The sequence below is a fragment of the Inquilinus ginsengisoli genome, assembly GCF_050434925.1.
In the GTDB taxonomy this organism is placed as follows: domain Bacteria; phylum Pseudomonadota; class Alphaproteobacteria; order DSM-16000; family Inquilinaceae; genus Inquilinus; species Inquilinus ginsengisoli_B.
On the sequence record NZ_JBNDJK010000001.1, the window covers coordinates 2,551,428 to 2,573,782 of the forward strand.

The following is a 22,355-nucleotide window of genomic DNA, read 5'->3' on the forward strand; positions in this document are numbered from 1 at the left end:
CGCGCGCCTGCTGCCCATAAAGCCCTCGTCATCCCCGCGAAAGCGGGATCTCGTCACGCCTGGACCGGGAAGAGATTCCCGCGTTCGCGGGAATGACGGCAAAGGGATGGATTGCCGTTCTGAAAAGGTCCCAGCACGCGGGAGAGGCAGCGCGAAACCGGTCGCAGCAATCGGCTGCCAGCCCGCTCTACCCGGCGCGGCGGATGACCACCGGGATCGACTTGTAGGTCGGCGTGCCGCTGCGCTCGTCATAGGAGTCGAGCGCGACCAGGCCGTTGGCCTCCGGATAGTAGGCCGCCGCCGAGCCGCGGGCGATGTCATAGGCCACGGCGGTGACGCCGCGCAGCACCCGCGGCGGGTCGCCCGGGTCGTTGGCCACCGCCTCGACATCGACCCGATCGCCATGGCCGAGGCCCAGCGCCGCCAGGTCGTCCCCGTTCAGGAACACGACGTCGCGCCGCCCGGTGATGCCGCGGTAGCGGTCGTTCAGGCCGTAGATCGTGGTGTTGTATTGGTCGTGGCTGCGGATGGTGGTCAGGCGCAGCGCATCGGCCCGGGCCACGCGCGGATCCTCCTCGACCCCGTCACAGACCAGGAAGTTGGCCTTGCCCGACGGCGTCCGCCATTCGCGCTGCGACGCCGGCACGTTCAGCCGGAACCCGCCGGGCTCGGCGACGCGGGCGTTGAAGTCGAAGAAGTCCGGGAACACTGCCTCGATCTTGTCGCGGATGCGGGCGTAATCGGCGACCAGCCAGGCCCAGTCGACCTTCGTGTCCGGCAGCGTCGCCAGAGCCAGCCCGGCGATGATCGCCGGCTCCGACCGCAGCTGGTCCGAGGCCGGGGGCAGGGCGCCGCGCGAGGCGTGCACCATCGACATCGAATCCTCGACCGTCACCGACTGGACGCCGGCCTCCTGCTGGTCGCGCTCGGTCCGGCCCAGGCAGGGCAGGATGATCGACTCCTGCGCCAGCAGCAGGTGCGACCGGTTCAGCTTGGTGGCGATGTGCACCGCCAGGTCCAGCTTGCGCATGCCGGCGAACACCGCCTCGGGGTCGGACATGGCGACGGCGAGGTTGCCGCCGAGGCAGATGATCGCCTTGGACCGGCCGTCGATGATCGCCTGCACCGATTCCACCGCGCTGTGGCCCTTCTCGCGCGGCGGATCGAAGCCGAACACCCGCTCGATCGCATCGAGGAACGGCTTGGACGGGATCTCGGTGATGCCGACGGTGCGGTCGCCCTGCACGTTGGAATGGCCGCGCAGCGGGCAGATGCCGGCGCCCGGCCGGCCGATATTGCCGCGCAGCAGCATCAAGTTGGCCAACTGCTGCACGTTCGAGGTGCCGTGGCGGTGCTGGGTCAGGCCCATGCCGTAGCAGACGATGACGTTCTTCGCCTTGGCATAGACCGAAGCGGCGGATTCGATGGTGTCGCGCGGCAGGCCGGACTGGGCCTCGATCACCTCCCAGGACACCGTCTCCAGATCCGCGGCCAGCGCCTCGAAGCCGGCGGTGTGCTCGGCGATGAAGGCCCGGTCCAGCAGCCCCGGACCGCCGGCGGCGAGGTCCGCGGCGTCGGCGGCCAGCAGTGCCTTCATCATGCCCTTCAGCACGGCGACGTCGCCGCCGACCTTGACCTGGTGATAGGCCGAGGCGATCGGGGTCGATCCGAGGGTCAGCATCTCCAGCGGGTTCTGCGGCGCGGCGAAGCGCTCAAGCCCGCGCTCGCGCAGCGGGTTGAACACCACGATCGGCACGCCGCGCTTCGCCGCCTCGCGCAGCGTCGTCAGCATGCGCGGATGGTTGGTGCCCGGGTTGTGGCCGATGCAGAAGATGGCGTCGCAGAGGTCGAAATCCTCCAGCGTCACCGTGCCCTTGCCGACGCCGATCGACACCGGCAGCCCGACGCTCGTCGCCTCATGGCACATGTTCGAGCAGTCGGGGAAATTGTTGGTGCCGTATTCCCGGACGAACAGCTGGTACAGGAACGCAGCCTCGTTCGAGGTCCGGCCCGAGGTGTAGAACTCGACGGTGTTCGGGTCGGCATAGCTGCGCAGCCGTTCGCCGATCCGCCGGAACGCCTCGTCCCAGCTGACCGGCAGGTAGCGGTCGGTGGCCCGGTCATAGGCCATCGGATGGGTCAGCCGGCCCTGGTCCTCCAGCGCATGGTCGGACCAGCCCCACAGCTCGGCCACCGTGTGCTCGGCGAAGAATTCCGGCGTGGTCCGCCTGCTGGTGGTCTCCCACGACACCGCCTTGGCGCCGTTCTCGCAGAACTCGAAGGACGAGGTGTGCTTCGGGTCGGGCCAGGCGCAGCCGGGGCAGTCGAAGCCCGAGGGCTGGTTCATCCGTCTCAGGCCGCGGATGTCCTCGGCGATCGCCATCTGGTCCTTGATCGCCCGGGCCACCGCGCCGAGGGCACCCCAGCCGCCGGCCGGCCCGGCATAGGGCTTCACGCCGGGAACGTCGTTGTCTTGCGCCATCGGGGTGCTCCTCGGAAGCTGGCCGGTACTATACACGCGGCAGGGCGCTGGAGGGACGAGCCGCCGGGGCGGGCACGGCGGTTTCGTCCTGCCGGTCGGCGCCACGCTCCTGCAGCCAGTAGCCCAGCCCGACCATCAGCCCGCCGCCGACCAGGTTGCCCAGCGTCACCCAGACCAGGTTGTGCACGGCGCCTTCGAGGGTGATCGTCTCCGGATGCTCGCCCAGCAGGGCCAGGGCGAAGACGAACATGTTGGCGACCGAATGCTCGAAGCCGCAGGCGACGAAGATCGCGATCGGCCAGAAGATCAGCGCGATCTTGGCGGCGTCGTTCTCGGTGCGGCCGCACATCCAGATCGCCAGGCAGACCAGCCAGTTGCACAGCAGGCCGCGGGCGAACAGCTCATAGCCGGGCGCCGCGATCTTGGCGGCGACGACGGCGAAGAACTCGCTGCTGCCGTCGGTCAGCAGCACGCCCCCGCCGGCCATGTGCAGCAGCGCCGCCAGCACCACCGCGCCGATCAGGTTGCCGGCCCAGCAGGCGACCCAGACCCGCAGCATGTCGGCCCAGCTGCTGTCGCCGCGCAGCACGGCGAAGGGCATGTACATCGCGGTGCCGGTGAACAGCTCCGACCCGGCGAAGACCACGATGGTCAGCGCCGAGGCGAAGACCGCGCCCATCACCAGATGCGCCCAGGACGGGTCGGCATGGGCGCCGACGGTGAACATGAAGATGTCGCCGAAGCCGATATAGGCGCCGGCCAGGGCCGATCCGATCAGGAAGGCCAGCAGATGGGCCTTGACCATCCCGGCCTTGTGCGCCCCGGACTCGGCATATTTGGCAATCGTGTCGCGATACATCGCCAGCCTTCTTCTTCACGGCGTCGAAGATGATTCACCCATCCCTCGCCGGGCCCCCGCATCTGGCGCAGGGGCCCGGCGGCGAGGCCGCCGGCTAGCCGGCGACGACCGGGGACTTGTCCTTGCGCAGCGCGTCCATCACCGTCTTGTCGAGGTTGAGATGGCCCTGCACCAGCTCCGGCGGGGTCAGCGCCAGCCACTGGTTCAGCGACACATCGGCGTAGTAGCTGCTCTTGAACATCTCGAGGAAACGCAGCGTCGTACTGCCGGTGTTCTCGATGTAATGGCCCATGGCGAAGGGCACGTAGCCGACATCGCCTGCCGTGAAGTCGATGGTACGGGCTGCACCGACGGCGCCGAACACGCCCATCCGGGCCTGGCCTTCGATGTAGTACTGCCACTCATCGGCGTTCGGGTGCCAGTGCAGCTCGCGCATCCCGCCCGGCTCGATCTCCACCAGCGCCGCGGCGATGGTCTTCGATGCCGGGAAGTTCGAGGAGTCGGTGATGCGGACGGTGCCGCCCTTGGTCTTGATCGGGTCCTGCGCCAGCATCCGGTGGCTGAAGACCTGCGGCACCGGCTTCGCGCCGGCGATCTTGTCGCCCGCCAGCGGGCCCGGCACCGGCAGGTTGAAGATGTAGCGCTGCCGCGGATCCGGGGTGTTGCCGAAATATTTCGGGTCGACACCGAAGTTCTTGCCCAGCACGTCGGTCGGCACATGCTTGAACCAGTCGCTCAGCAGGAAGGTGCCGTCCTCGTCGAATTCGCCGTCGTCGAAGACCAGCAGGAATTCGCAGCCGTCCTTGCCCAGGCCCTGGATCGAATGCGGGATGCCGGAGGGGAAGTACCAGAGGTCGCCGACGCCGACATCGTCGACGAAGTTGTTGCCCGCGGCGTCGACGGCGGAGATCCGCGCCTCGCCATACAGCATGTAGGCCCATTCCGCCTGCTTGTGCCAATGCAGCTCGCGCGTGCCGCCGGCGTTCAGGCGCATGTTCACGCCCGCGATGTTCTTGGAGACGCTGAGCTCGCGGATCGTGACCTGGCGGGTCCAGCCGCCCTCCTCCTGGCGCACATGCGCGTCGGAGAACGAATAGCGCAGGTTCTGGAACGTGCCGCTGTCGGTCCGCGGCGGGTTCAGGAAGCTCGGATTCTCTCCGTCGCGCAGCAGGTCGCGCGGGCCGGGATCGGTGCCGCCGCGGCCGGGGGTCATCGGCTGCGGCACCGCCGCGGTCTCGGCATTCGCGCCGGTGGCGGCGACGGCGAGGCCGCCTGCGGCCATGGTGCCGAGGGCGGCTCGGCGGGTGAACAGGGTCATATGTTCCTCCAGTCCTTCGTGGTCCCGGCTTTTCAGGAGCCGGACCGCACGCCGCGAACGCTGGGCGGCGCGGCGGCGTCATGGGATCCACGCGTCGATCGTCTTCCCGGGAGGCGGGGAGGGGGAGGTCGGGGCGGTCGATCGCCGGGGCCTCGCCCGCGCCTTCGGCCCAAGCCGATTGGCACGTTGGTTTGAAGGTCGGAACCGGCGGGCCGGGCGGCAGGTTTCGCTTGCAACCCGGGAAAGAAGCCGCCCCGGCCATCGCCGGTCCGACCGTCGATGTCCCGCAAGAAAACGCCCTTTGCCGGACCGGCACCATCATATTGGCGGTTGGCTTCGTAACCGGGAGCGGTGCCATGGCCCATACCTAGGTATAGGGCTGCCGGTCAGGCCATCAGGCCGTCCACGGGCGTTGAGCATCGGCCGGACTGCCGCCTACAGTGGGGCAGGGGCAGAGGGGCACCGCGGCACGCCCGAAGTTGTCCGCAGCCATCCGGCCGGCCGCAGGCGCCTGGCCGATGTGATCGCAGGAGAGAGACCGTGGAACTGCGCAATCTGGGCCGGTCCGGCATCCGGGTCGGGCCACTGGCCCTCGGCGGCAACGTGTTCGGCTGGACCGCTGACGAGGCCGCATCCTTCCGGGTGCTCGACGCCTTCGTCGACGCCGGGCTGAACCTGATCGACACCGCCGACGCCTATTCCACCTGGGCGCCCGGCAACAAGGGCGGCGAGTCGGAGACCATCATCGGCAAATGGCTGAAGCGCAGCGGCAAGCGCGACCGGGTGGTGGTCGCCACCAAGGTCGGCTGGGAGATGCCGGGCCGGCCGCAGCGCAAGGACCTTTCGGCCGCCTGGATCTGCGAGGAGGTCGAGAACTCGCTGCGCCGGCTGCAGGTCGACGTCATCGACCTGTACCAGTCGCATCACGACGACCTGGAGACTCCGCAGGAGGAGACGCTGGCGGCCCATGCCGAGCTGATCAAGGCCGGCAAGGTGCGCGCGATCGGCGCCTCGAACTTCTCCGTCGACCGGCTCGCCTCGGCCTTGAAGATCAGCGCCGAAAAGGGCCTGCCGCGCTACGAGACGATGCAGCCGCACTACAACCTTTATGAGCGGTCGCATTACGAAGGGCCGCTTGAGGACCTGTGCCGGCGCGAGGATATCGGGGTCATCACCTACTTCTCGCTGGCCAGCGGCTTCCTCAGCGGCAAGTACCGCAGCGAGGCCGACCTGTCGAAGAGCGCCCGCGGCGGCGGCATGAAGGACCGGCTGAACCCGCGTGGCCTGCGCATCCTCGACGCGCTCGACCAGGTGGCCGAGGCGCATGGCGTCCGCCCGGCCACGGTGGCTCTGGCCTGGCTGATCGCCCGCCCCGGCATCACCGCCCCGATCGCCAGCGCGACCAGCCCGGAGCAGCTGGAAGACCAGATCGCCGCGACCCGGCTGATCCTGGCCGCCGACGAGATCCGGCTGCTGGACGAGGCGGGGAGGTAGGGCTCTCGGCCGGGATCACCCCGGCCGGCGGGACAGGGGCAGCTTGACCCCCGGCTCGGGCTGTTCCTGCTGCACCTCGCGGCGGAAGCGGACCAGACGGGCCGGGCGGCCGCCGGTGCCGCCGGCGACCTCGCCGGTCTCCTCCACCAGCCCCTGGCTGTCGACCAGGCGGCGGAAGTTCGGGGCGTGCAGGCGCAAGCCCGCCAGCGCCTCGACCGTGCGCTGCAGCTGCGACAGGGTGAAGGTCGGCGGCATCAGCTCGAACACCACCGGCCGGTACTTGATCTTGCCGCGCAGCCGGCCGATCGCGGTGGCCAGGATGCGGCGGTGGTCGGCCGCCATCGGCGCGCCCTCGGCCAGGGCCGGGCAGGCGGGGTTGTTGCCGTCCCGATGCGCCTCGGCGGCCAGCCCGGCCTCGTACATCAGCTCGTAGCGCTCCAGCACCCGCTCCTCGCCCCAGGGCAGGCCGCCGAGGCCGAAGGCGAGGCGCAGCCGGGCCTCGCGCCGCCGCCGTTCCGGCTCGGCCGGGGCCGCCGCGACCCAGCCGGCCAGTGCCGGCTCGATCCGGTCCAGCAGCTCCGGGCGGCCGCCGCGGCGGTCCTCCCAGGGGAAGTGGCGGTACCAGTCGCTCCATGAGGAGTCGCCGGCCGGCGCCGCCTCGCGCAGCAGCGCCAGGTAGCCGACCGACAGCACCCGGCCCGGCCCGGCGAGATGCCGGTCGCGGTCGCCGAAGGTGTAGAGCTGCTCGACATAGCCCAGCGGCTGCCCGGCCTGGGTCTCGACCCAGGCGCGCAGCCCCAGCTCCAGCGTCCGGTGCTGCGGCTCCAGCGGACCGGCGGGCAGGGCGTCGATGCCGTCCGGCCCGCGCAGCGCCAGCACCCGCGGCGTCTCCCCGGCCACCGCCACCACCACGGCCGACAGGTCGACCGTCACCCGGTCCTGGGCCCGGCTCTGGGGCCCTCGGGCCTGGGGGGAATTCGGCGACCTTTGCGCCTTAGCCGTCACGCCGGCCATCGTGGATCGGAAGCCTCGACTCGCATACCGCCAGGATAGCATGGGCGGGCGTCGGTTCGGTGACGACTCACGGCCGGCATGTCAGTCGGCCGGCGAGGCCCTTGCCCCTGCGGCTGACGGGGCCGACCGCTGGCGCGGCGGCGCGGGGGCGAAGACCAGCGGCCGGAGGTCGGCGAGGCAGTCATCGTCGGGCCGCGCTGCCGGGTTATCCAGGAAACGGCCGGCGACGCTGCCGGCGCAGGTATCGCCATAGTACAGCACGCCATGGCCATGGGCCGGAAAGACGTAACTGTAGCTGTGAGCCAGCCGCTTGACGGCCGCCTCGGCCCAGGATGGCGGGGTGGTGGGATCGAAGGCGCCGGAGATCAGCAGCGCTGGAACGTCGCTGGTCACCGGGTCGGCATCGCGCGCCGGGCTTCGCGGCACCGGCCAGAGTGAGCAGTCGTCGATCGACTCGTCCTCCATCTGGACGGCGAAGCGCGCGTCCCGGGCCGCGGCCCGTTCAATCCACCCCGGCTCGGCCGGGATCAGGTCGGCGCAGGTGACCGAAGCATTGACGGTCTGCTCCAGCATCTTGTCCGCGTTCTTTGCCCGCAGAAGTTCGTGCTCTTTCACCATCCGGACGATACGGGTCTCATTGGCTTCCAGGTCGTCGATGAGAAACGGGACGAACATGGCGTCGGCGGGCAGCCGCAGCATCTCGATCACCATGTCGCGCAGCATCCAGCCATCGATCCGTGCGCTTGTGTCATCCGTGATCCGCACGGTCAGGGGCTCGGCGTCAAGCCGCCGGGCCAGGGCGAGGAAGCGCTGCTCGAGATCGGGATAAGCCGCGTTGCAGGCGGCGCTGGCTTCGCACGCCCGGACCAGCGCATCGAAGGCTTGGCCGCTGTTCGCGGCGTAGTCGAAGACATTCGCCTCCGGTGGCAGCACGCCTTCGAGGATGACCGAGCGCAGGCCCTGCGGATAGTCACGCATCACGGTCATTGCGACGCGTGAGCCGAACGAAACCCCCCACAAATTCCATGCCGGCTGGCCAAGGGCCTGTCGCAAATCCACGATGTCGGCGGCGATCGTCGCGGTGGTGATCTGGCCGGGATCGTGCCCGGCGTCCCGGAACCTCTCCCAGCACCGCTTCACGCTCTTCCTGATGGCGGCGGTCCAGATCTCGCGTGCCGGCTGCGTATGGTCGAGGATGCCCTGCCGGGCATAGCGGTCGAACGGCCCGCAGCGGGTCGCCAGGATGCCCGATTCCCCGATCCCCCGCTGGTCGAACAGCACCAGGGGGCGGGCTGCGAGCCAGTCCGCATGCTCGATTGCACTTGCCCAGTTCGACAGCCCCTTCGCGTCCAGCCCGGCCGGACCTCCCGGCCCGCCGGAGATGAACAGCAGCGGATCCGGCCGCACGTCTCGGTCGAAGCGTCGAAGCGTCGCCACCCGCAGACGGATGAGCGGTCCGTCCGGCCGGGCGCGGTCCTCCAGCACGGTGACGGTGCCGCATTCCACCTCGACACCGTACGGCAAGCTCGTGCCGGCCGGACAGTCGTCGGCGGTGAAGAAGGGCGGCTGTGGCTCCTCGCCGGCAGCGTTGCCGGCGGCAAGGAAAAGGAGAAAGGTGAAAATCCAGCGCATGATATCGGAGGCCTGGGTCGAGGCGAAATGGCAGCCATTCTGCCGGAGGCAGGGCAGGGCCGTCGAGCCGCGGCTTGACAGGCCGGCGCGCGCAGTGTCACTGACCGGCGTTTCTGCCCTGGTCCGAGAGCGATCCCATGCACGCCTACCGCACCCACACCTGCGGCCAGCTCCGTCCCGAACAGGCCGGCGAGACCGTCCGCCTGTCGGGCTGGGTCCATCGCAAGCGCGACCATGGCAATCTCTTGTTCCTCGACCTGCGCGACCATTACGGCCTGACGCAATGCGTGGTCGACACCGACAGCCCGCATTTCGCCGCGGCCGAGGCGGTGCGCGTCGAAAGCGTCGTCACCATCACCGGCACCGTGGTCAAGCGCAGCGCCGAGACCGCCAACGACAAGCTGCCGACCGGCGGCATCGAGGTGCGGATCGACGATTTCGTGCTGCAGTCGGCCGCCCAGGTGATCCCGCTGCAGGTCTCGTCCGACGAGGATGCCGGCGAGGATGTCCGCCTGCGCCACCGCTTCCTGGACCTGCGCCGGCAGAAGATGCAGCGCAACATCGTGCTGCGCAGCGAGGTCATCTCCTCGATCCGTCGGCGCATGATCGATCAGGGCTTCCGCGAGTTCCAGACGCCGATCCTGACCGCGTCCAGCCCGGAGGGCGCGCGCGACTTCCTGGTGCCGGCGCGCCAGCATCCCGGCAAGTTCTACGCCCTGCCGCAGGCGCCGCAGCAGTTCAAGCAGCTGCTGATGGTGGCCGGCTTCGACCGCTACTTCCAGATCGCGCCCTGCTTCCGCGACGAGGATGGTCGCGCCGACCGCAGCCCGGGCGAGTTCTACCAGCTCGATTTCGAGATGAGCTACGTCACCCAGGAAGACGTGTTCCAGACCATCGAGCCGGTGCTGCGCGGCGTGTTCGAGGAGTTCGCGGACTTCACCGGCACCAAGCGGGCGGTCACCGCCGGCCCATTCCCGCGCATCCCCTATGCCGAGTCGATGCTGAAATACGGCAACGACAAGCCGGATTTGCGCAACCCGCTGGTGATCACCGACGTCACCGCCGTCTTCGCCCGCGAGGACGTGACCTTCCGCGCCTTCAAGGGCGTGATCGAGAAGGGCGGCGTGGTGCGCGCCATCCGCGCGCCGAAGGTGGCCGACAAGCCGCGCAGCTTCTTCGACAAGCTGAACGGCTGGGCGCAGGAGCAGGGCGCGCCGGGCCTCGGCTACGTCGTGTTCGAGGCCGGCGCCGGCAAGGGCCCGATCGCCAAGTTCCTGGAGGCGGGCGCCCAGGGCGCGCTGCGCGAGGCCACCGGCGCCGAGGACGGCGACGCGGTGTTCTTCGTCGCCGATCTGGAGGCTGCGGCCGCCAAGCTGGCCGGCTTCGCCCGCACCAAGATCGGGCAGGAGCTGGAGCTGATCGACCCGGACCGCTACGAGTTCTGCTGGATCGTCGACTTCCCGATGTACGAGCTGAACGAGGAGACCGGGCAGATCGACTTCAGCCACAACCCGTTCTCGATGCCGCAGGGCGGGCTGGAGGCGCTGGAGACGCAGGACCCGCTGACCATCAACGCGTTCCAGTACGACATCGTCTGCAACGGCACCGAGCTGTCCTCGGGCGCGATCCGGAACCACAAGCCGGAGATCATGATCAAGGCGTTCGAGATCGCCGGCTATGGCCGCAACGAGCTCGAGGCCAAGTTCGGCGGCATGCTGTCGGCCTTCCGCTTCGGCGCGCCGCCGCATGGCGGCTCGGCCCCCGGCATCGACCGCATCGTCATGCTGCTGGCGGACGAGCCGAACATCCGCGAGGTCATCGCCTTCCCGATGAACCAGCGCGCCGAGGACCTGCTGATGGGCGCCCCGGCCGAGGTCGACGCGGCCCGGCTGAAGGAGCTGCACATCAAGCTCGACCTGCCGAAGAAGGCGGGCTGAGGCTTTCCGCTCGCGGCTCCGGCTGCGGGCGGCTTTCCTTCATCGGACATTTCGACTTCATCGCGGCCGCGTTGCCGCGCTACCCTGTCTGGCGACGTCGCGCCGCCTCAAGGCCCGACGGATCCAACCTGCAGGGACGCAACCGATGTTGGGATGGCCGGGAACGATGGCCGCGCTCGGCGCGGTGCTGGTGCTTCATGTCGCCTCGTCGCCGGCCATGGCCGCCGGCATCCGGATCGGCATCGACGCCGACCCGGACGTGCTGGACCCTGCCCAGGGCGGGTCGGTCTCCGGGCGCCAGGTCTTCGCCGCGCTGTGCGACAAGCTGGTCGGCGTCGCCCCCGGGGGCGGCTTCCAGCCGGAGCTCGCCACCGGCTGGAGCTGGTCGGCCGACAACACGGTCCTGACCCTGACGCTGCGCGACGGCGTGGTGTTCCAGGATGGCGAGCCGTTCGACGCCGCGGCGGTGAAGGTCAATCTCGACCGCTTCCGCACCGCCCCGGTCTCGCGCCGGAAGGCGGAGCTGAAGCCGGTGGCGGAGGTCACGGCGGTCGACCGGCTGACCGTGCGGCTTACCCTGTCGCAGCCCTATGCGCCGCTGATCGCGGTGCTGTCGGACCGGGCCGGGATGATGCTGTCGCCGAAGGCGCTGGCCCAGGCGGGCGACGCCATCGGCCAGCACCCGGTCTGCGCCGGCCCGTTCGAATTCGTCGAGCGGGTCCAGGGCGACCATATCCGGCTGAAGCGCTTCGACCGGTACTGGAACAAGGACGCCATCTTCCTCGACACGATCGACTACCGGCCGATGCCGGACGAGACCGTGCGGCTGCTCAACCTGCGCTCCGGCGACCTCGACCTGATCGAGCATGTGCCGACGGTCGAGGTCCCCGGGCTGCGCGACGATGCGGCCGTGACCCTGGTCGAGGCGCCGTCGCTGGCCTATGACCTGATCTCGTTCAACATCGGCCATGGCGACCAGGCGAACAGCCCGATCGGCCAGAGCGCCAAGGTGCGCCAGGCGCTGGAGCTGTCGCTCGACCGCGACGCCATCAACGCCGCCGCCTATGACGGCCTGTTCCTCCCGGGCAACCAGCCGGAGGTGCCGGGCACCCGGTTCGAGGATCCCGGCCACCCGATGCCTGCGCGCGACCTGGCGAAGGCGAAAGCGCTGTTGGCCGAGGCGGGGGTGCCGAACCCGTCCTTCACCCTCTTGGTGACCAACAATCCCGTTACCCAGCAGGTCGGGCAGATGATCCAGGCCATGGCGGGCGAGGCCGGCTTCGACATCAAGCTCCAGGCGCTGGAGGCGGCGACCCTCGCCGCCAGCTCCAACGACGGCAACTACCAGGCGTCGATCGCGATCTGGAGCGGCCGGCTGGACCCCGACGCCAATATCGGCACCTGGGCCTCCTGCGAGGGCTTCCTGAACTGGGGACGCTACTGCAACCCGGAGTTCGATGCCATCCTGGCCCAGGCCCGCGGCTCCACCGACGACGCCCGGCGCGCCGAGCTGTACCGCCGGGCCGCCGACATCTACCTCACGGACCTGCCGCAGATCGTGCTGTATCACTACCGCTCGATCTGGGGGATGCGCCGGGCGGTTGAGGGCTTCGTCGCCTATCCGGACAGCCTGATCCGCCTGCAAGGCGTGAAGATCGCGCAAGCCGACTGAGGTGGCCCGCGCCGTCGCGCTTGCGTCGGCCTGCCGCTCGGGCTCAGATGGCGCATGTTCCGCATCGCACCATCCGCCGCCTTCGCCCTCCTGCTGCTGTCCGGCGCGGCCCAGGCCGCCCCGGCGGCGGCGCTGCAGCCGCACCGGGCGGTGTATTCCCTGACCCTCGACATGACGCGCGGGCAGCGCAGCGTGATCTCGATCGAGGGCAAGATGGAGTACCGCTGGGCCACGGCCTGCGACGGCTCCAGCTTCGAGCAGGACTACCAAGTGGATATGGTTTATGCCACGGGCGACACGCTGACCCGCAAGACCCGCTATGCCGGCTGGGAATCGGCCGACGGGCACGAGCTGACCTACAATCTCAGCTCCTCGACCAACGGCGAGGACAAAGAGGATATCCGCGGCACGGCACGGCTGGACGGCGCCGCGGGCGGCGATGCCGTGTTCAAGACGCCGGCCGACCTGAAGCAGGCGCTGCCGGCCGGCAGCCTGTTCCCGACCACCCATATGCAGCGGCTGGTCGAGGCGATGCGGCAGGGCCAGCCGATCTTCACCGCCGGCTTCTTCGACGGCAGCTCCGCCGACGGGCCGCAATATGTCAGCGTCGCGATCGGCCGCACCCAGCCGGGCGACCCCGCGGCCGACGCGCTGCGGCAGGGGCCGTCGCACCCGATCGTCATGGCCTTCTTCACCGTCGGCAAGGCCGACAGGGACAGGAGCGTGGAGCAACCCGAATACGAGCTGCGCCAGCGCCTGTTCGAGAACGGCGTCGCCGACCGCATCGTGATCGACTATGGCGACTTCGCCATGGCGGCGAAGCTGGACACGCTGGAGCCGATCGCGACGCCGCGCTGCGACTGAGGCTCAGGCGCCGAGCCGGTCCGACACCACCGACCAGTTGACCAGGGTTTCCATCACCGCCTTGACGTGGTCGGCGCGGCGGTTCTGGTAGTCCAGGTAGTAGGCGTGCTCCCAGACGTCGATGCCGAACAGCGGCTGGCCGCCATGGGCGAAGGGCGAGTCGGCGTTCGAGGTGCCGACCAGGGCCAGCTTGCCGGCATCGGCCACCAGCCAGACCCAGCCGCTGCCGAACACCTTGCCGGCGGCGTCGGTGGTGGCCTTGACCAGCGCGGCCTGGTCGCCGAAGGACTCGCCGATCGCGTCGGCCAGCCGGCCCTGCGGCGCCTTCGGCCCGCCGGGGGTGAACTGCTCCCAGTACAGGTTGTGGTTCCAGGCCTGGCCGGCCTGGTTGAACACCGCCGCATCCTTGGCCGCGGCCGACTTCACCACCACCTCGGCCAGGGTCATCGATTCATAGGGCGTGCCGGAGGCGAGCTTGTTCAGCGCATCGAAATAGGCCTTGTGGTGCTTGCCGTAATGCAGGCCGACGGTCTCGGCGCCGATGGTCGGCGCCAGCGCGTCCTCCTTGAACGGCAGCGGCGGCTGCTTGAACGGGCCGGACGCCGGCGTCGCAGCGGTCTGGGCCAGGGCAGGGGCGCCGATCCGGACGGCGGTGGCGGCGAGGGCGGCGGCGCCGCCCAGCGTCAGGGCTTCACGTCGGTTCATCGCAAGGCTTCCTCGGTTGGGCGCCGGCCGCGCCGGCAGATCGCGTGGAAAGCAGGTGGGGCGCAGTCTTCTCCCGACCAGGGGCCGGCGCCCAGGGGGATCCGCCGCGACGGAAGGACGCGCGAGACCACTTGATAATGCTACTGGCGCGGCCGTCTGACGGCGGTTTCTGCGCTTCCGGTGCTCACGGACCCAAACGTCCGCTGCGCTCCGGTTCTCGACACCACCGCCATCCGACTCACGCCAGCGCATTCTCAAGCGGTCTCTCATCCACTCGGGCGGCGCGGCAGGCCGGAGCGGCCCTTGGCGATCGCGTCCGGCCCCAGCTTGCGGCGCATCTCGTCCATCGCCTCCTCGACCGCGCGGCGGCGGGCGGGGGCGGGGTCCAGCAGATCCGGCGGGTCGGCCAGGCGGCCTTCGACCAGGTCGGCGCAGCCGATGCCGATCAGGCGGAAGGCCTCGCCGGACGCCGCCTGCTCCACCATCGGCACGGCGACGCGCCAGATCGTCTCGGCCAGCTGGGTCGGGTCGGCCAGGCGGTGGCTGCGGGTCAGCTGGCGGAAGCCGGCGGTCTTCAGCTTCAGCACCACGGTGCCGCCGGCCAGATCGTGCTTCTTCAGCCGGGCCGCCACGGTCTCGCACAGCGGCCACAGCTCGCGCAGCAGCGCCTGCGAGTGCTGGATGTCGGTGGCGAAGGTGGTCTCGGCCGAGACGCTCTTGGTCTCGCCGTCCGGGTCGACCGGCCGCTGGTCCTCGCCGCGGGCATAGCGATAGAGGCGCCGGCCGAACACGCCGAAGCGGCGGACCAGCGCGCCCTCGTCCAGCCGGCGCAGGTCGCCGACCGTGCGGATGCCGTCGCTGAACAGCTTCTCGCGCATCACCTTGCCGACGCCGGGGATGATCCCGGCCGGCTTGTCCGCCAGGAAGGCCATGGCGTCGGCCCGACCGATCACGGCGAAGCCGCGCGGCTTGTCCAGGTCGGAGGCGATCTTGGCCAGCATCTTGTTCGGCGCCAGGCCGATCGACAGGGTGACGCCGATCTCGCGCTCGACCTGGCGGGCGATGGCCGCGCAGGTCTCGGCCGGGCTGCGGCCGTGCAGCGCCTGGGTGCCGGACAGGTCGAGGAAGGCCTCGTCCAGCGACAGCGGCTCGACCTTCGGTGTCGCCGCCAGGAACAGGGCGCGGATCTGCCGGCTGACCCCGGCGTATTTGGCCATGTCCGGGCGCAGCACCACGGCGTCGGGGCAGGCCTCCAGCGCCTTGAACATCGGCATGGCCGAGCGGACGCCGTACAGCCGCGCGACATAGCAGGCGGCGGAGACCACGCCGCGCACCCCGCCGCCGACGATCACCGGCCGGTCCGCCAGATCGGGACGGTCGCGCTTCTCCACCGTGGCGTAGAAGGCGTCGCAGTCGAGATGGGCGATGGTCAGCGCGTGCAGCTCGGCGTGCCGGACCAGGCGCGGCGAGCCGCAGCGGCCACAGCGCCGGGCGCCCGGCGGCGGATGCGTGCCGCAGTCCCGGCACAGGCCGGGCAGCAGGCTGGCCCGGTCCGGCTTCGGGGTCATCGGGCCGGCCGCGGTGCCATGGGATCGGACATGGCGCGATTGTACCCGTTTTGTACCGGATATGCACCGGTCACCGCGATGCGCGTGCGGCAGCCTTTACAAGGCAGGAGGCCCGGCCGATTCTGCCGTCTGGGGGCATCGGACTCGGATGCCGGGGGGATGGGCCATGCCGAAGACCGTGCTGATCGTCGAGGACAACGAACTCAACCGGAAGCTGTTCGTCGATGTGCTCGAGGCCAATGGCTATGCCACGGTCGGGACCGACAGCGCGTCGGAGGTGATGGCGCTGGCCCGGGCGCACCGGCCCGACCTGATCCTGCTCGACATCCAGCTGCCGGAGATCTCGGGGCTGGAGGTCACGGGATGGCTCAAGGCCGATCCGGATCTGGCGGCGATCCCGGTGATCGCGGTGACGGCGCTGGCGATGAAGGGCGACGAGGCGATGGTGCGCGCCGGCGGCTGCGACGACTACATCTCGAAGCCGATCAGCGTCGCCGGCTTCATCGCCACGGTGCGCCGCCATCTCGACTGAGGCCAAGCCGCAGGCAAGCAAAAAGCCCCGCCGCCGGCGGGGCCTGATCGGTCAAGCGCAGAGCGGCATCCGGTCAGGCGACCGGACGGCGGTCCTTACTTGATCTTGCCTTCCTTGAAGTCGACATGCTTGCGCACGACCGGGTCGTACTTCTTCAGCGTCAGCTTCTCGGTCTTGGTCTTCGGGTTCTTCGTGGTGACGTAGAAGAAACCGGTGTCCGCGGTGCTGTTCAGGCGGATCTTGATGGTGCTCGGCTTGGCCATGATGCTGGTCCCAATATGACTCTGCTCGGCGCCGCATCACGGGCCGGGAAGCGCGCACCATAGCGTCCGCGCCGCCCGAGTCAAGCGCGGCGATGGCCTCGCCTTCGCGAATCCCCGCTGATCCGTCTGCGGCGCGCTCGCCCCCTCACCCTCCCGTCGCCAACGCGACGGGCCCCTCCCTCTCCGCGAGGAGAGGGGAAAAGGTGCGGCACGTTTGTACCTCTCCTTGGGGAGAGGCCGAAATCGCGTAGCGATTTCGGGTGAGGGGGTGGCTCGGGCCATCGGACCGGTCGACTTCGCGCTCACCCGGTGTCGGGTACGTTCGAGCTGTGGAGCCAGAGATAGGGGTCGATGCCGAGGGAGCGTGAGGGGCGCTCGGCGATGGTGTAGGTGGTCTCGGTATCGAACCACTTGATGACGTCGGCTTCCTGCAGCCGGACCGCCAGCCCGGCCTTGAGGCCCGGGACGCGGGCCGGGTCGAGCCTGGCGAAGGCCCGCTCGAGCACGGCACGGGCCGTGTCCCGGCGCCGGGCCCGCTCGGCCTGGATCTCGGCCTCGCCGCCCGCCGGCCGGGCCGGGCGCGGCGTGGTCTGCCAGGGGCCGGCCCAGCGGCGCCATTCCTCGGTGATGCCGAGGCCGCAGGCCAGCCCGGCCATCACCGAGCCGAGCGGCCGGTCCTCGACCGGCTCGTCGCTGTCGTAGAGGTCGTCGACCCGCTCATCGAGCTCATCCTGGAGGGCGGCGGCGCGGCGGGGATCCTCGATCTCCTGCCAGATGACCTCGTGCAGGGTCTCCTCGACCTGGTTGCGGTGACCGTCACGGCGGGCCTCGCGGGTGGCCTCGCGCTCGGCGGCCTGGGCTTTCTCGCGGGCGCACAGGGTGTCGGCGGCACGGGCGCGCAGCGCCAGGGAGCGCTGCACGGTGCGGGAGAAGCGGCTGAAGGCCAGCCAGGCCTCCTGCGCCTCGGCCCGGGCCGTCTGCACCGCGGCCTCGTCGGCCTTGGGCTGGGCGGCGCGTGCCTGGGCCGCGACGGCGCGGACGCCTTCGCCCTCGGCCAGCTGCATGGCGATCTCGGCCAGGCGCGTGAGCATCTGGATCTGCTGCAGCGCGAGGCTGCGGCAGAAGGCCTGGACGTCGAGATCTGCTGGTGTGGGCTCCATGGAACGTAGCATGAACGAAGGGCGCGAGGTCACGCAATGAACATTGCGTTAACTCGACACTTCGGCCGCTCAGGTTGGGTTCGCCGGGTGACCCAACCTGGGGAATTGATAACGAACGCGCCCAGGCCCGCCCTGGGTTACAGCACGAAGTCGCTGGCCGTCAGGGCGTGGTCGGCGGTGACGTTGATGGCGAAGTCGGAGACCTTGTCGCCGTTGACGTCGGCATAGACCACCTGGATCGCCCCGGCCGTCACCACCCGCAGCCCGCCGCCCGCGCCGGTGTAGGCGCCGGTGCCGAAGGTGAAGGCGGTGTCGCCGTTGCCGGAATTGCCGTCGGCATCGATCGCCGACAGGTCGATCCTGTCGCCGGTGGTGAAGTCGGCGATGACGTCCTTGCCGGCGCCCGAGACGGTGCTGTCGGAGAGGGCGGTGTAGACGAACCGGTCGTTGCCGGCGCCGCCCTTCAGCAGGTCGCCGCCGCCGCCACCGGTGAGCACGTCGTTGCCGGCCATGCCCCACAGGGTGTTGGCGCCGGCGTCGCCGGCCAGCGTGTCGACGGAACCCGAGCCGATCACCTGCTCGAAGCCGCTCAGCGTGTCGCCCGCGGCGTCGCCGCCGGAGACGTCACCCGTGGCGAGATCGACCGACACGCCGGCGGCCGAGCCGAGATAGCTCGCGGTGTCGATGCCGTCGCCGCCGACCAGCGCATCGGCCCCGGCCGCGCCTTCGAGCGTGTCGTTGCCGTCGCCGCCGTCGAGCTGGTCGTCGCCGGCCCCGCCCAGGATGTTGTCGTCTCCCGCCTCGCCGAAGACCTGGTCGGCCTCGCTGCCGGCATCGACCGAGTCATTGCCGATGCCGCCATGGACCGTGTCGATCCCGGCGCCGCCCACCAGCCGGTCCGCCCCGTCGCCGCCGGAGAGCGCGTCGTTGCCGCCTTCGCCGGAGAGCGCGTCGTCGCCGCCATTGCCGACGATGGTGTCGTCGCCCAGCTCGCCGCCGATGATGTTGCGGGCGTTGTCGCCGGTCAGCTGGTCGCCCTGGCTGGAGCCGTACAGGTTCTCGATGTTGTCGAGCTGGTCGCCCGCGGCGTCGCCGCCCGAGGCGGTGTCCGCCAGCAGGTTGACCACGACCGCTGCGGTCGAGCCCTGGTAGTTGGCGAAGTCCGAGCCGGCGCCGCCGTCCAGCACATCGCCGCCCCCGCCGCCGCGGAGCTGGTCGTCGCCGGCCCCGCCGCCCAGCGCGTTGACGCTGCCGTTGCCGTACAGCCGGTCCGTCTGGGCAGAGCCGGTCAGGTTCTCGATGCCGGTCAGCGTGTCGCCCTGGGCGTCGCCGCCGGTGCCGGTCCCCGCGATGAGGTCGACGACCACCCCGGCCGCCGAGGCGGCGTAGGAGGCGGTGTCGATGCCGGCATCGCCCCGCAGCGTGTCGGCCCCGGCGCCGCCCTGGAGGGTATCGTTGCCGTCGCCCCCGGCCAGGGCATTGACCCCGCTATCGCCGGTCAGCGTGTCGGCGAAGGCCGAACCGATCAGGTTCTCGATGGCGGTCAGGGTGTCGCCCGCGGCGTCGCCGCCCGAAGCGGCGCCGTTGACCGTGACCACGACCGCGGCGGCCGAGGCGGCATAGGAGGCGGTGTCGATGCCGCTGTCGCCGCCCTGCAGGATGTCCGCGCCGCCAAGCCCGGCCAGCACGTCGTCGTTCCAGTGACCGTCGAGGGTGTTGGCCCCGGCATCGCCGGTCAGGACGTCGGCGTAGGCCGAGCCGATCAGGTTCTCGATGCCGCTGTAGGTGTCGCCCGCCGCATGGCCGCCCAGGCCCTGGCCGGTGGTCAGGTTGGCGTTGATCCCGACGGTCGAGGTGAGGAGCTCCACCGTGTCGATGCCCGCGCCGCCGACGAAGCTGTCGGCGCCATCATGGCCGTTGAGCAGGTCGTTGCCGGCGCCGCCGTTCAGGGCATTGGCCCCGAAATCGCCGGCCAGGATGTCGTCGAAGGCCGAGCCGATGACATTCTCGATGCTGCTGAAGCTGTCGCCCGCGGCGTCGCCGAACGAAGCATCGTTCCGGGTGAGGATGATCCGGACGCCCGCGGCCGAGGCGGCATAGGAGGCGGTGTCGGTGCCGGCGCCGCCAATCAGCGTGTCGGCGCCGCCGCGGCCCTGGAGCGTGTCGTTGCCGTCGTTGCCCGACAGGACGTTTATCCCGGCGTCGCCGGTCAGCGTGTCGGCGAAGGCCGAGCCGGCCAGGTTCTCAATGCCGGACAGGATGTCGCCCTGGGCATCGCCGCCCGTGCCGGTGCCGGCCGCGAGGTTGACCGTGACGCCCGCGGCGGAAGCGACATAGTCGGCCGTGTCGCTGCCCGCCCCGCCTTGCAGGAGGTCCGCGCCACCGCCGCCCCACAGCATGTCGCGACCGGCGCCGCCATCCAGGACATTCGTCCCGCCATCGCCGGCCAGGAAGTCGACGAAGGCCGAGCCGGTGATGTTCTCGATGCTGCTGAAGCTGTCGCCCGCGGCATCGCCGCCCGACGTGGAGCCGGACGTGAGGCTGAGACTGACGCCCTCGGCGGATGCGGCGTAGGAGGCGGTGTCGGCGCCGTTGCCGCCCTGCAGCGTGTCGGCGCCGCCGCGGCCCTGGAGCGTGTCGTTGCCGTCGCCCCCGGCCAGAGTGTTGGCCCCGGCGTCGCCGGTCAGCGTGTCGGCGAGGGCCGAGCCGGTCGGGTTCTCGATGCCGGCCAGGGTGTCGCCTGTGGCGTTGCCGCCCGAGGCGGCGCCGTTGACCGTGACCACGACCGCGACGGTCGATGCGGCATAGCTCGCCGTGTCGATGCCGGCGCCGCCCTGCAGCATGTCGGCACCGGCGAGGCCCTGGAGCGTGTCGTTGCCGTTGCCGCCGTCCAGGGTGTTGGCCCCGGCGTCGCCGGTCAGCGTGTCGGCGAAGGCCGAGCCGATGAGGTTCTCGATACTGTTGAAGATGTCGCCTGCGGCATCGCCGCCTGACGTGGTGCCGGTCGTGAGGCTGAGACTGACGCCCGCGGCGGAGGAGGCATAGCTCGCCGTGTCGGTGCCTGCGCCGCCAATCAGCGCGTCGGCCCCGGCGCCGCCGGCCAAAACGTTGGCCCCGGCGTCGCCGGTCAGCGTGTCGGCGAAGGCCGAGCCGGTCAGGTTCTCGATGCTGGTCAGGGTGTCGCCCTGAGCGTCGCCGCCGGAAGCCATGCCGGCCAGTAGATTGACCGAAACCGCGGCGGCCGAGGCGGCGTAGGCGGCAGTGTCGATGCCGGTGCCGCCCTGCAGCGCGTCGGCCCCGGTGCCGCCATCGAGCAGGTCATCGCCCCCTGCGCCCGACAGGATGTCGGCACCGGCCGCGCCGCTGAGAGCATTCGCCCCGACGTCGCCGGTCAACGTGTCGGCGAGGGCCGAGCCGACCAAGTTCTCGATGCCGGTCAGGGTGTCGCCCGTGGCGTTGCCGCCCGAGGCGGCGCCATTGACCGTGACCACGACCGCGTCGGCCGAGGCGGCATAGGTGGCGGTGTCGGTGCCGGCGCCGCCCTGCAGCGCGTCGGCGCCGGCACCACCCTGGAGCGTGTCGTCACCGTCGCCGCCGGCCAAAATGTTGGCCCCGGCGTCGCCGGTCAGGGTGTCGGCGAAGGCCGAGCCGGTCAGGTTCTCGATGCCGGTCATAGTGTCGCCCGCGGCGTCGCCGCCGGAAGCCGTGCCGGCCAGCAGGCTGACTGCGACCGCGACGGCCGAGGCGGCGTAGGCGGCGGTGTCGATGCCAGCGCCGCCCTGCAGCGCGTCGGCGCCGCCGAGGCCCTGGAGCGTGTCGTTGCCGGCGCCCCCGGCCAGGACATTGGCCCCGGCGTCGCCGGTCAGGGTGTCGGCGAAGGCCGAGCCGGTGAGGTTCTGGATGCCGGTCAGGGTGTCGCCCGCGGCGTCGCCGCCCGAGGCGGCGCCGTTGACCGTGACCACGACCGCGGCGGCCGAGGCGGCGTAGGAGGCGGTGTCGCTGCCGGCGCCGCCCTGCAGCGTGTCGGCACCGGCGCCACCCTGGAGCGTGTCGTCGCCGCCGCCGCCGGCCAGGAAGTTCCCCGCGACATCGCCGGTCAGGGTGTCGGCGAAGGCCGAGCCGGCCACGTTCTCGATGCCGGTCAGCGTGTCGCCCTGGGCATCGCCGCCCGTGCCGGTGCCGTTGACCGTGACCACGACCGCGACGGCCGAGTCGCTGTAGACGGCGGCGTCGATGCCGGCGCCGCCCTGCAGCGTGTCGGCGCCGCCGCGGCCCTGGAGCCTGTCATCGCCGTTGCCCCCGGTGAGGACATTGGCCCCGGCGTCGCCGGTCAGCGTGTCGGCGAGGGCCGAACCGGTCAGGTTCTCGATGCCGGACAGGGTGTCGCCCGAGGCGTTGCCGCCCGAGGCGGTGCCATTGACCGTGACCACGACCGCGTCGGCCGAGGCGGCATAGCTCGCCGTGTCGGTGCCGGCGCCGCCGGTCAGCGCGTCGGCGCCGGCGCCGCCCTGGAGCGTGTCGTTGCCGCCAAGGCCGCTGAGCGTGTCGGCGCCGGCGAGGCCGTTGATGATGTCGATGCCGTCCGGGTTGGCCGGATTGCCCGGATCGGTCCCGGTGAGGGTGTCGTTGTCCGCGGTGCCGTTGATGGTCTGGGTCACGATTCGTCCCCCCGCTGTCGAGGCAGCGCCGCCGATGATCGGGGAGGAGCGGCCGAGCTGTGAAATGCGCCCGGCCGGCCCCGGGACTCAGAATGAAGCAGATTTAGCAGAGGCTCTGCATATTATGTTAGGCAAATCGTCACCCCAACCTGCCGATCGGCGCTTCCTTGCCGGGCTCGCATGCCGCGAACGAACCC

The 22,355-nt window shown here is 70.6% G+C and carries 15 protein-coding genes; 5 read left to right on the plus strand and 10 right to left on the minus strand.

Annotated elements, in window-relative coordinates:
- Positions 1–187: 187 nt before the first annotated feature.
- The 3 genes from QFZ27_RS12135 to QFZ27_RS12145 form a co-directional block, all read right to left on the minus strand.
- Positions 188–2,482: an FdhF/YdeP family oxidoreductase gene (locus QFZ27_RS12135; RefSeq protein WP_429226643.1), complete on the minus strand. Its 2,295-nt coding sequence runs from the start codon at positions 2,480–2,482 to the stop codon at positions 188–190.
- 28 nt (positions 2,483–2,510) lie between these two features.
- The gene (locus QFZ27_RS12140; RefSeq protein WP_429226644.1) at positions 2,511–3,341 is read right to left on the minus strand and encodes a formate/nitrite transporter family protein; all 831 of its coding nucleotides are present in this window, start codon (positions 3,339–3,341) and stop codon (positions 2,511–2,513) included.
- 94 nt (positions 3,342–3,435) lie between these two features.
- A complete protein-coding gene (locus QFZ27_RS12145) occupies positions 3,436–4,659 on the minus strand; it encodes an oxalate decarboxylase family bicupin (RefSeq protein WP_429226645.1) in 1,224 nt (407 codons plus the stop codon).
- Positions 4,660–5,199: 540 nt separating this feature from the next.
- Here QFZ27_RS12145 and QFZ27_RS12150 point away from each other — a divergent pair.
- Complete coding sequence (locus QFZ27_RS12150; protein ID WP_429226646.1) at positions 5,200–6,153, plus strand: aldo/keto reductase; 954 nt, start codon at positions 5,200–5,202, stop codon at positions 6,151–6,153.
- A gap of 15 nt (positions 6,154–6,168) precedes the next feature.
- Here QFZ27_RS12150 and QFZ27_RS12155 read toward each other — a convergent pair whose 3' ends face one another.
- Together QFZ27_RS12155 and QFZ27_RS12160 are read right to left on the minus strand one after the other, a co-directional pair.
- Entirely contained in the window at positions 6,169–7,086 is a 918-nt protein-coding gene (locus QFZ27_RS12155) for an NUDIX hydrolase (RefSeq protein ID WP_429226647.1), read from the minus strand.
- 162 nt (positions 7,087–7,248) lie between these two features.
- The gene (locus QFZ27_RS12160; protein ID WP_429226648.1) at positions 7,249–8,799 is read right to left on the minus strand and encodes an alpha/beta fold hydrolase; all 1,551 of its coding nucleotides are present in this window, start codon (positions 8,797–8,799) and stop codon (positions 7,249–7,251) included.
- A gap of 137 nt (positions 8,800–8,936) precedes the next feature.
- Here QFZ27_RS12160 and aspS point away from each other — a divergent pair, with 137 nt between their 5' ends.
- The 3 genes from aspS (at position 8,937) to QFZ27_RS12175 (ending at position 13,272) form a co-directional block, all read left to right on the plus strand.
- Positions 8,937–10,736, plus strand: a complete 1,800-nt coding sequence (aspS, locus tag QFZ27_RS12165; RefSeq protein WP_429226649.1) for an aspartate--tRNA ligase — start codon at positions 8,937–8,939, stop codon at positions 10,734–10,736.
- 166 nt (positions 10,737–10,902) lie between these two features.
- Positions 10,903–12,408: an ABC transporter substrate-binding protein gene (locus QFZ27_RS12170; protein ID WP_429226650.1), complete on the plus strand. Its 1,506-nt coding sequence runs from the start codon at positions 10,903–10,905 to the stop codon at positions 12,406–12,408.
- 54 nt (positions 12,409–12,462) lie between these two features.
- Positions 12,463–13,272 carry an EipB family protein gene (locus QFZ27_RS12175; protein ID WP_429226651.1) on the plus strand — a complete coding sequence of 270 codons (810 nt, stop codon included), beginning with the start codon at positions 12,463–12,465 and terminating at the stop codon, positions 13,270–13,272.
- Positions 13,273–13,275: 3 nt separating this feature from the next.
- On the opposite strand, the gene QFZ27_RS12180 is transcribed toward QFZ27_RS12175, so the two are convergent.
- Together QFZ27_RS12180 and QFZ27_RS12185 are read right to left on the minus strand one after the other, a co-directional pair.
- Complete coding sequence (locus QFZ27_RS12180) at positions 13,276–13,977, minus strand: superoxide dismutase (protein WP_429226652.1); 702 nt, start codon at positions 13,975–13,977, stop codon at positions 13,276–13,278.
- Positions 13,978–14,243: 266 nt separating this feature from the next.
- Complete coding sequence (locus QFZ27_RS12185) at positions 14,244–15,545, minus strand: DNA polymerase IV (protein ID WP_429226653.1); 1,302 nt, start codon at positions 15,543–15,545, stop codon at positions 14,244–14,246.
- 166 nt (positions 15,546–15,711) lie between these two features.
- On the opposite strand from QFZ27_RS12185, the gene QFZ27_RS12190 reads away from it, so the two are divergent.
- A complete protein-coding gene (locus QFZ27_RS12190) occupies positions 15,712–16,077 on the plus strand; it encodes a response regulator (protein WP_429226654.1) in 366 nt (121 codons plus the stop codon).
- A gap of 95 nt (positions 16,078–16,172) precedes the next feature.
- Here the strand turns inward: QFZ27_RS12190 and rpmG are convergent, their stop codons facing one another.
- From rpmG to QFZ27_RS12205, 3 genes are all read right to left on the minus strand, one after another.
- Complete coding sequence (gene rpmG / locus QFZ27_RS12195; protein WP_138890083.1) at positions 16,173–16,340, minus strand: 50S ribosomal protein L33; 168 nt, start codon at positions 16,338–16,340, stop codon at positions 16,173–16,175.
- A 302-nt stretch (positions 16,341–16,642) separates the two neighbouring features.
- On the minus strand, positions 16,643–17,500 hold the full coding sequence (locus QFZ27_RS12200; RefSeq protein WP_429226656.1) for a hypothetical protein: 858 nt from the start codon (positions 17,498–17,500) through the stop codon (positions 16,643–16,645).
- Between the two features lie 137 nt (positions 17,501–17,637).
- Positions 17,638–22,158 (minus strand): beta strand repeat-containing protein, encoded by a 4,521-nt coding sequence (locus QFZ27_RS12205; RefSeq protein WP_429226657.1) that lies wholly within the window; start codon positions 22,156–22,158, stop codon positions 17,638–17,640.
- Positions 22,159–22,355 lie beyond the last annotated feature (197 nt).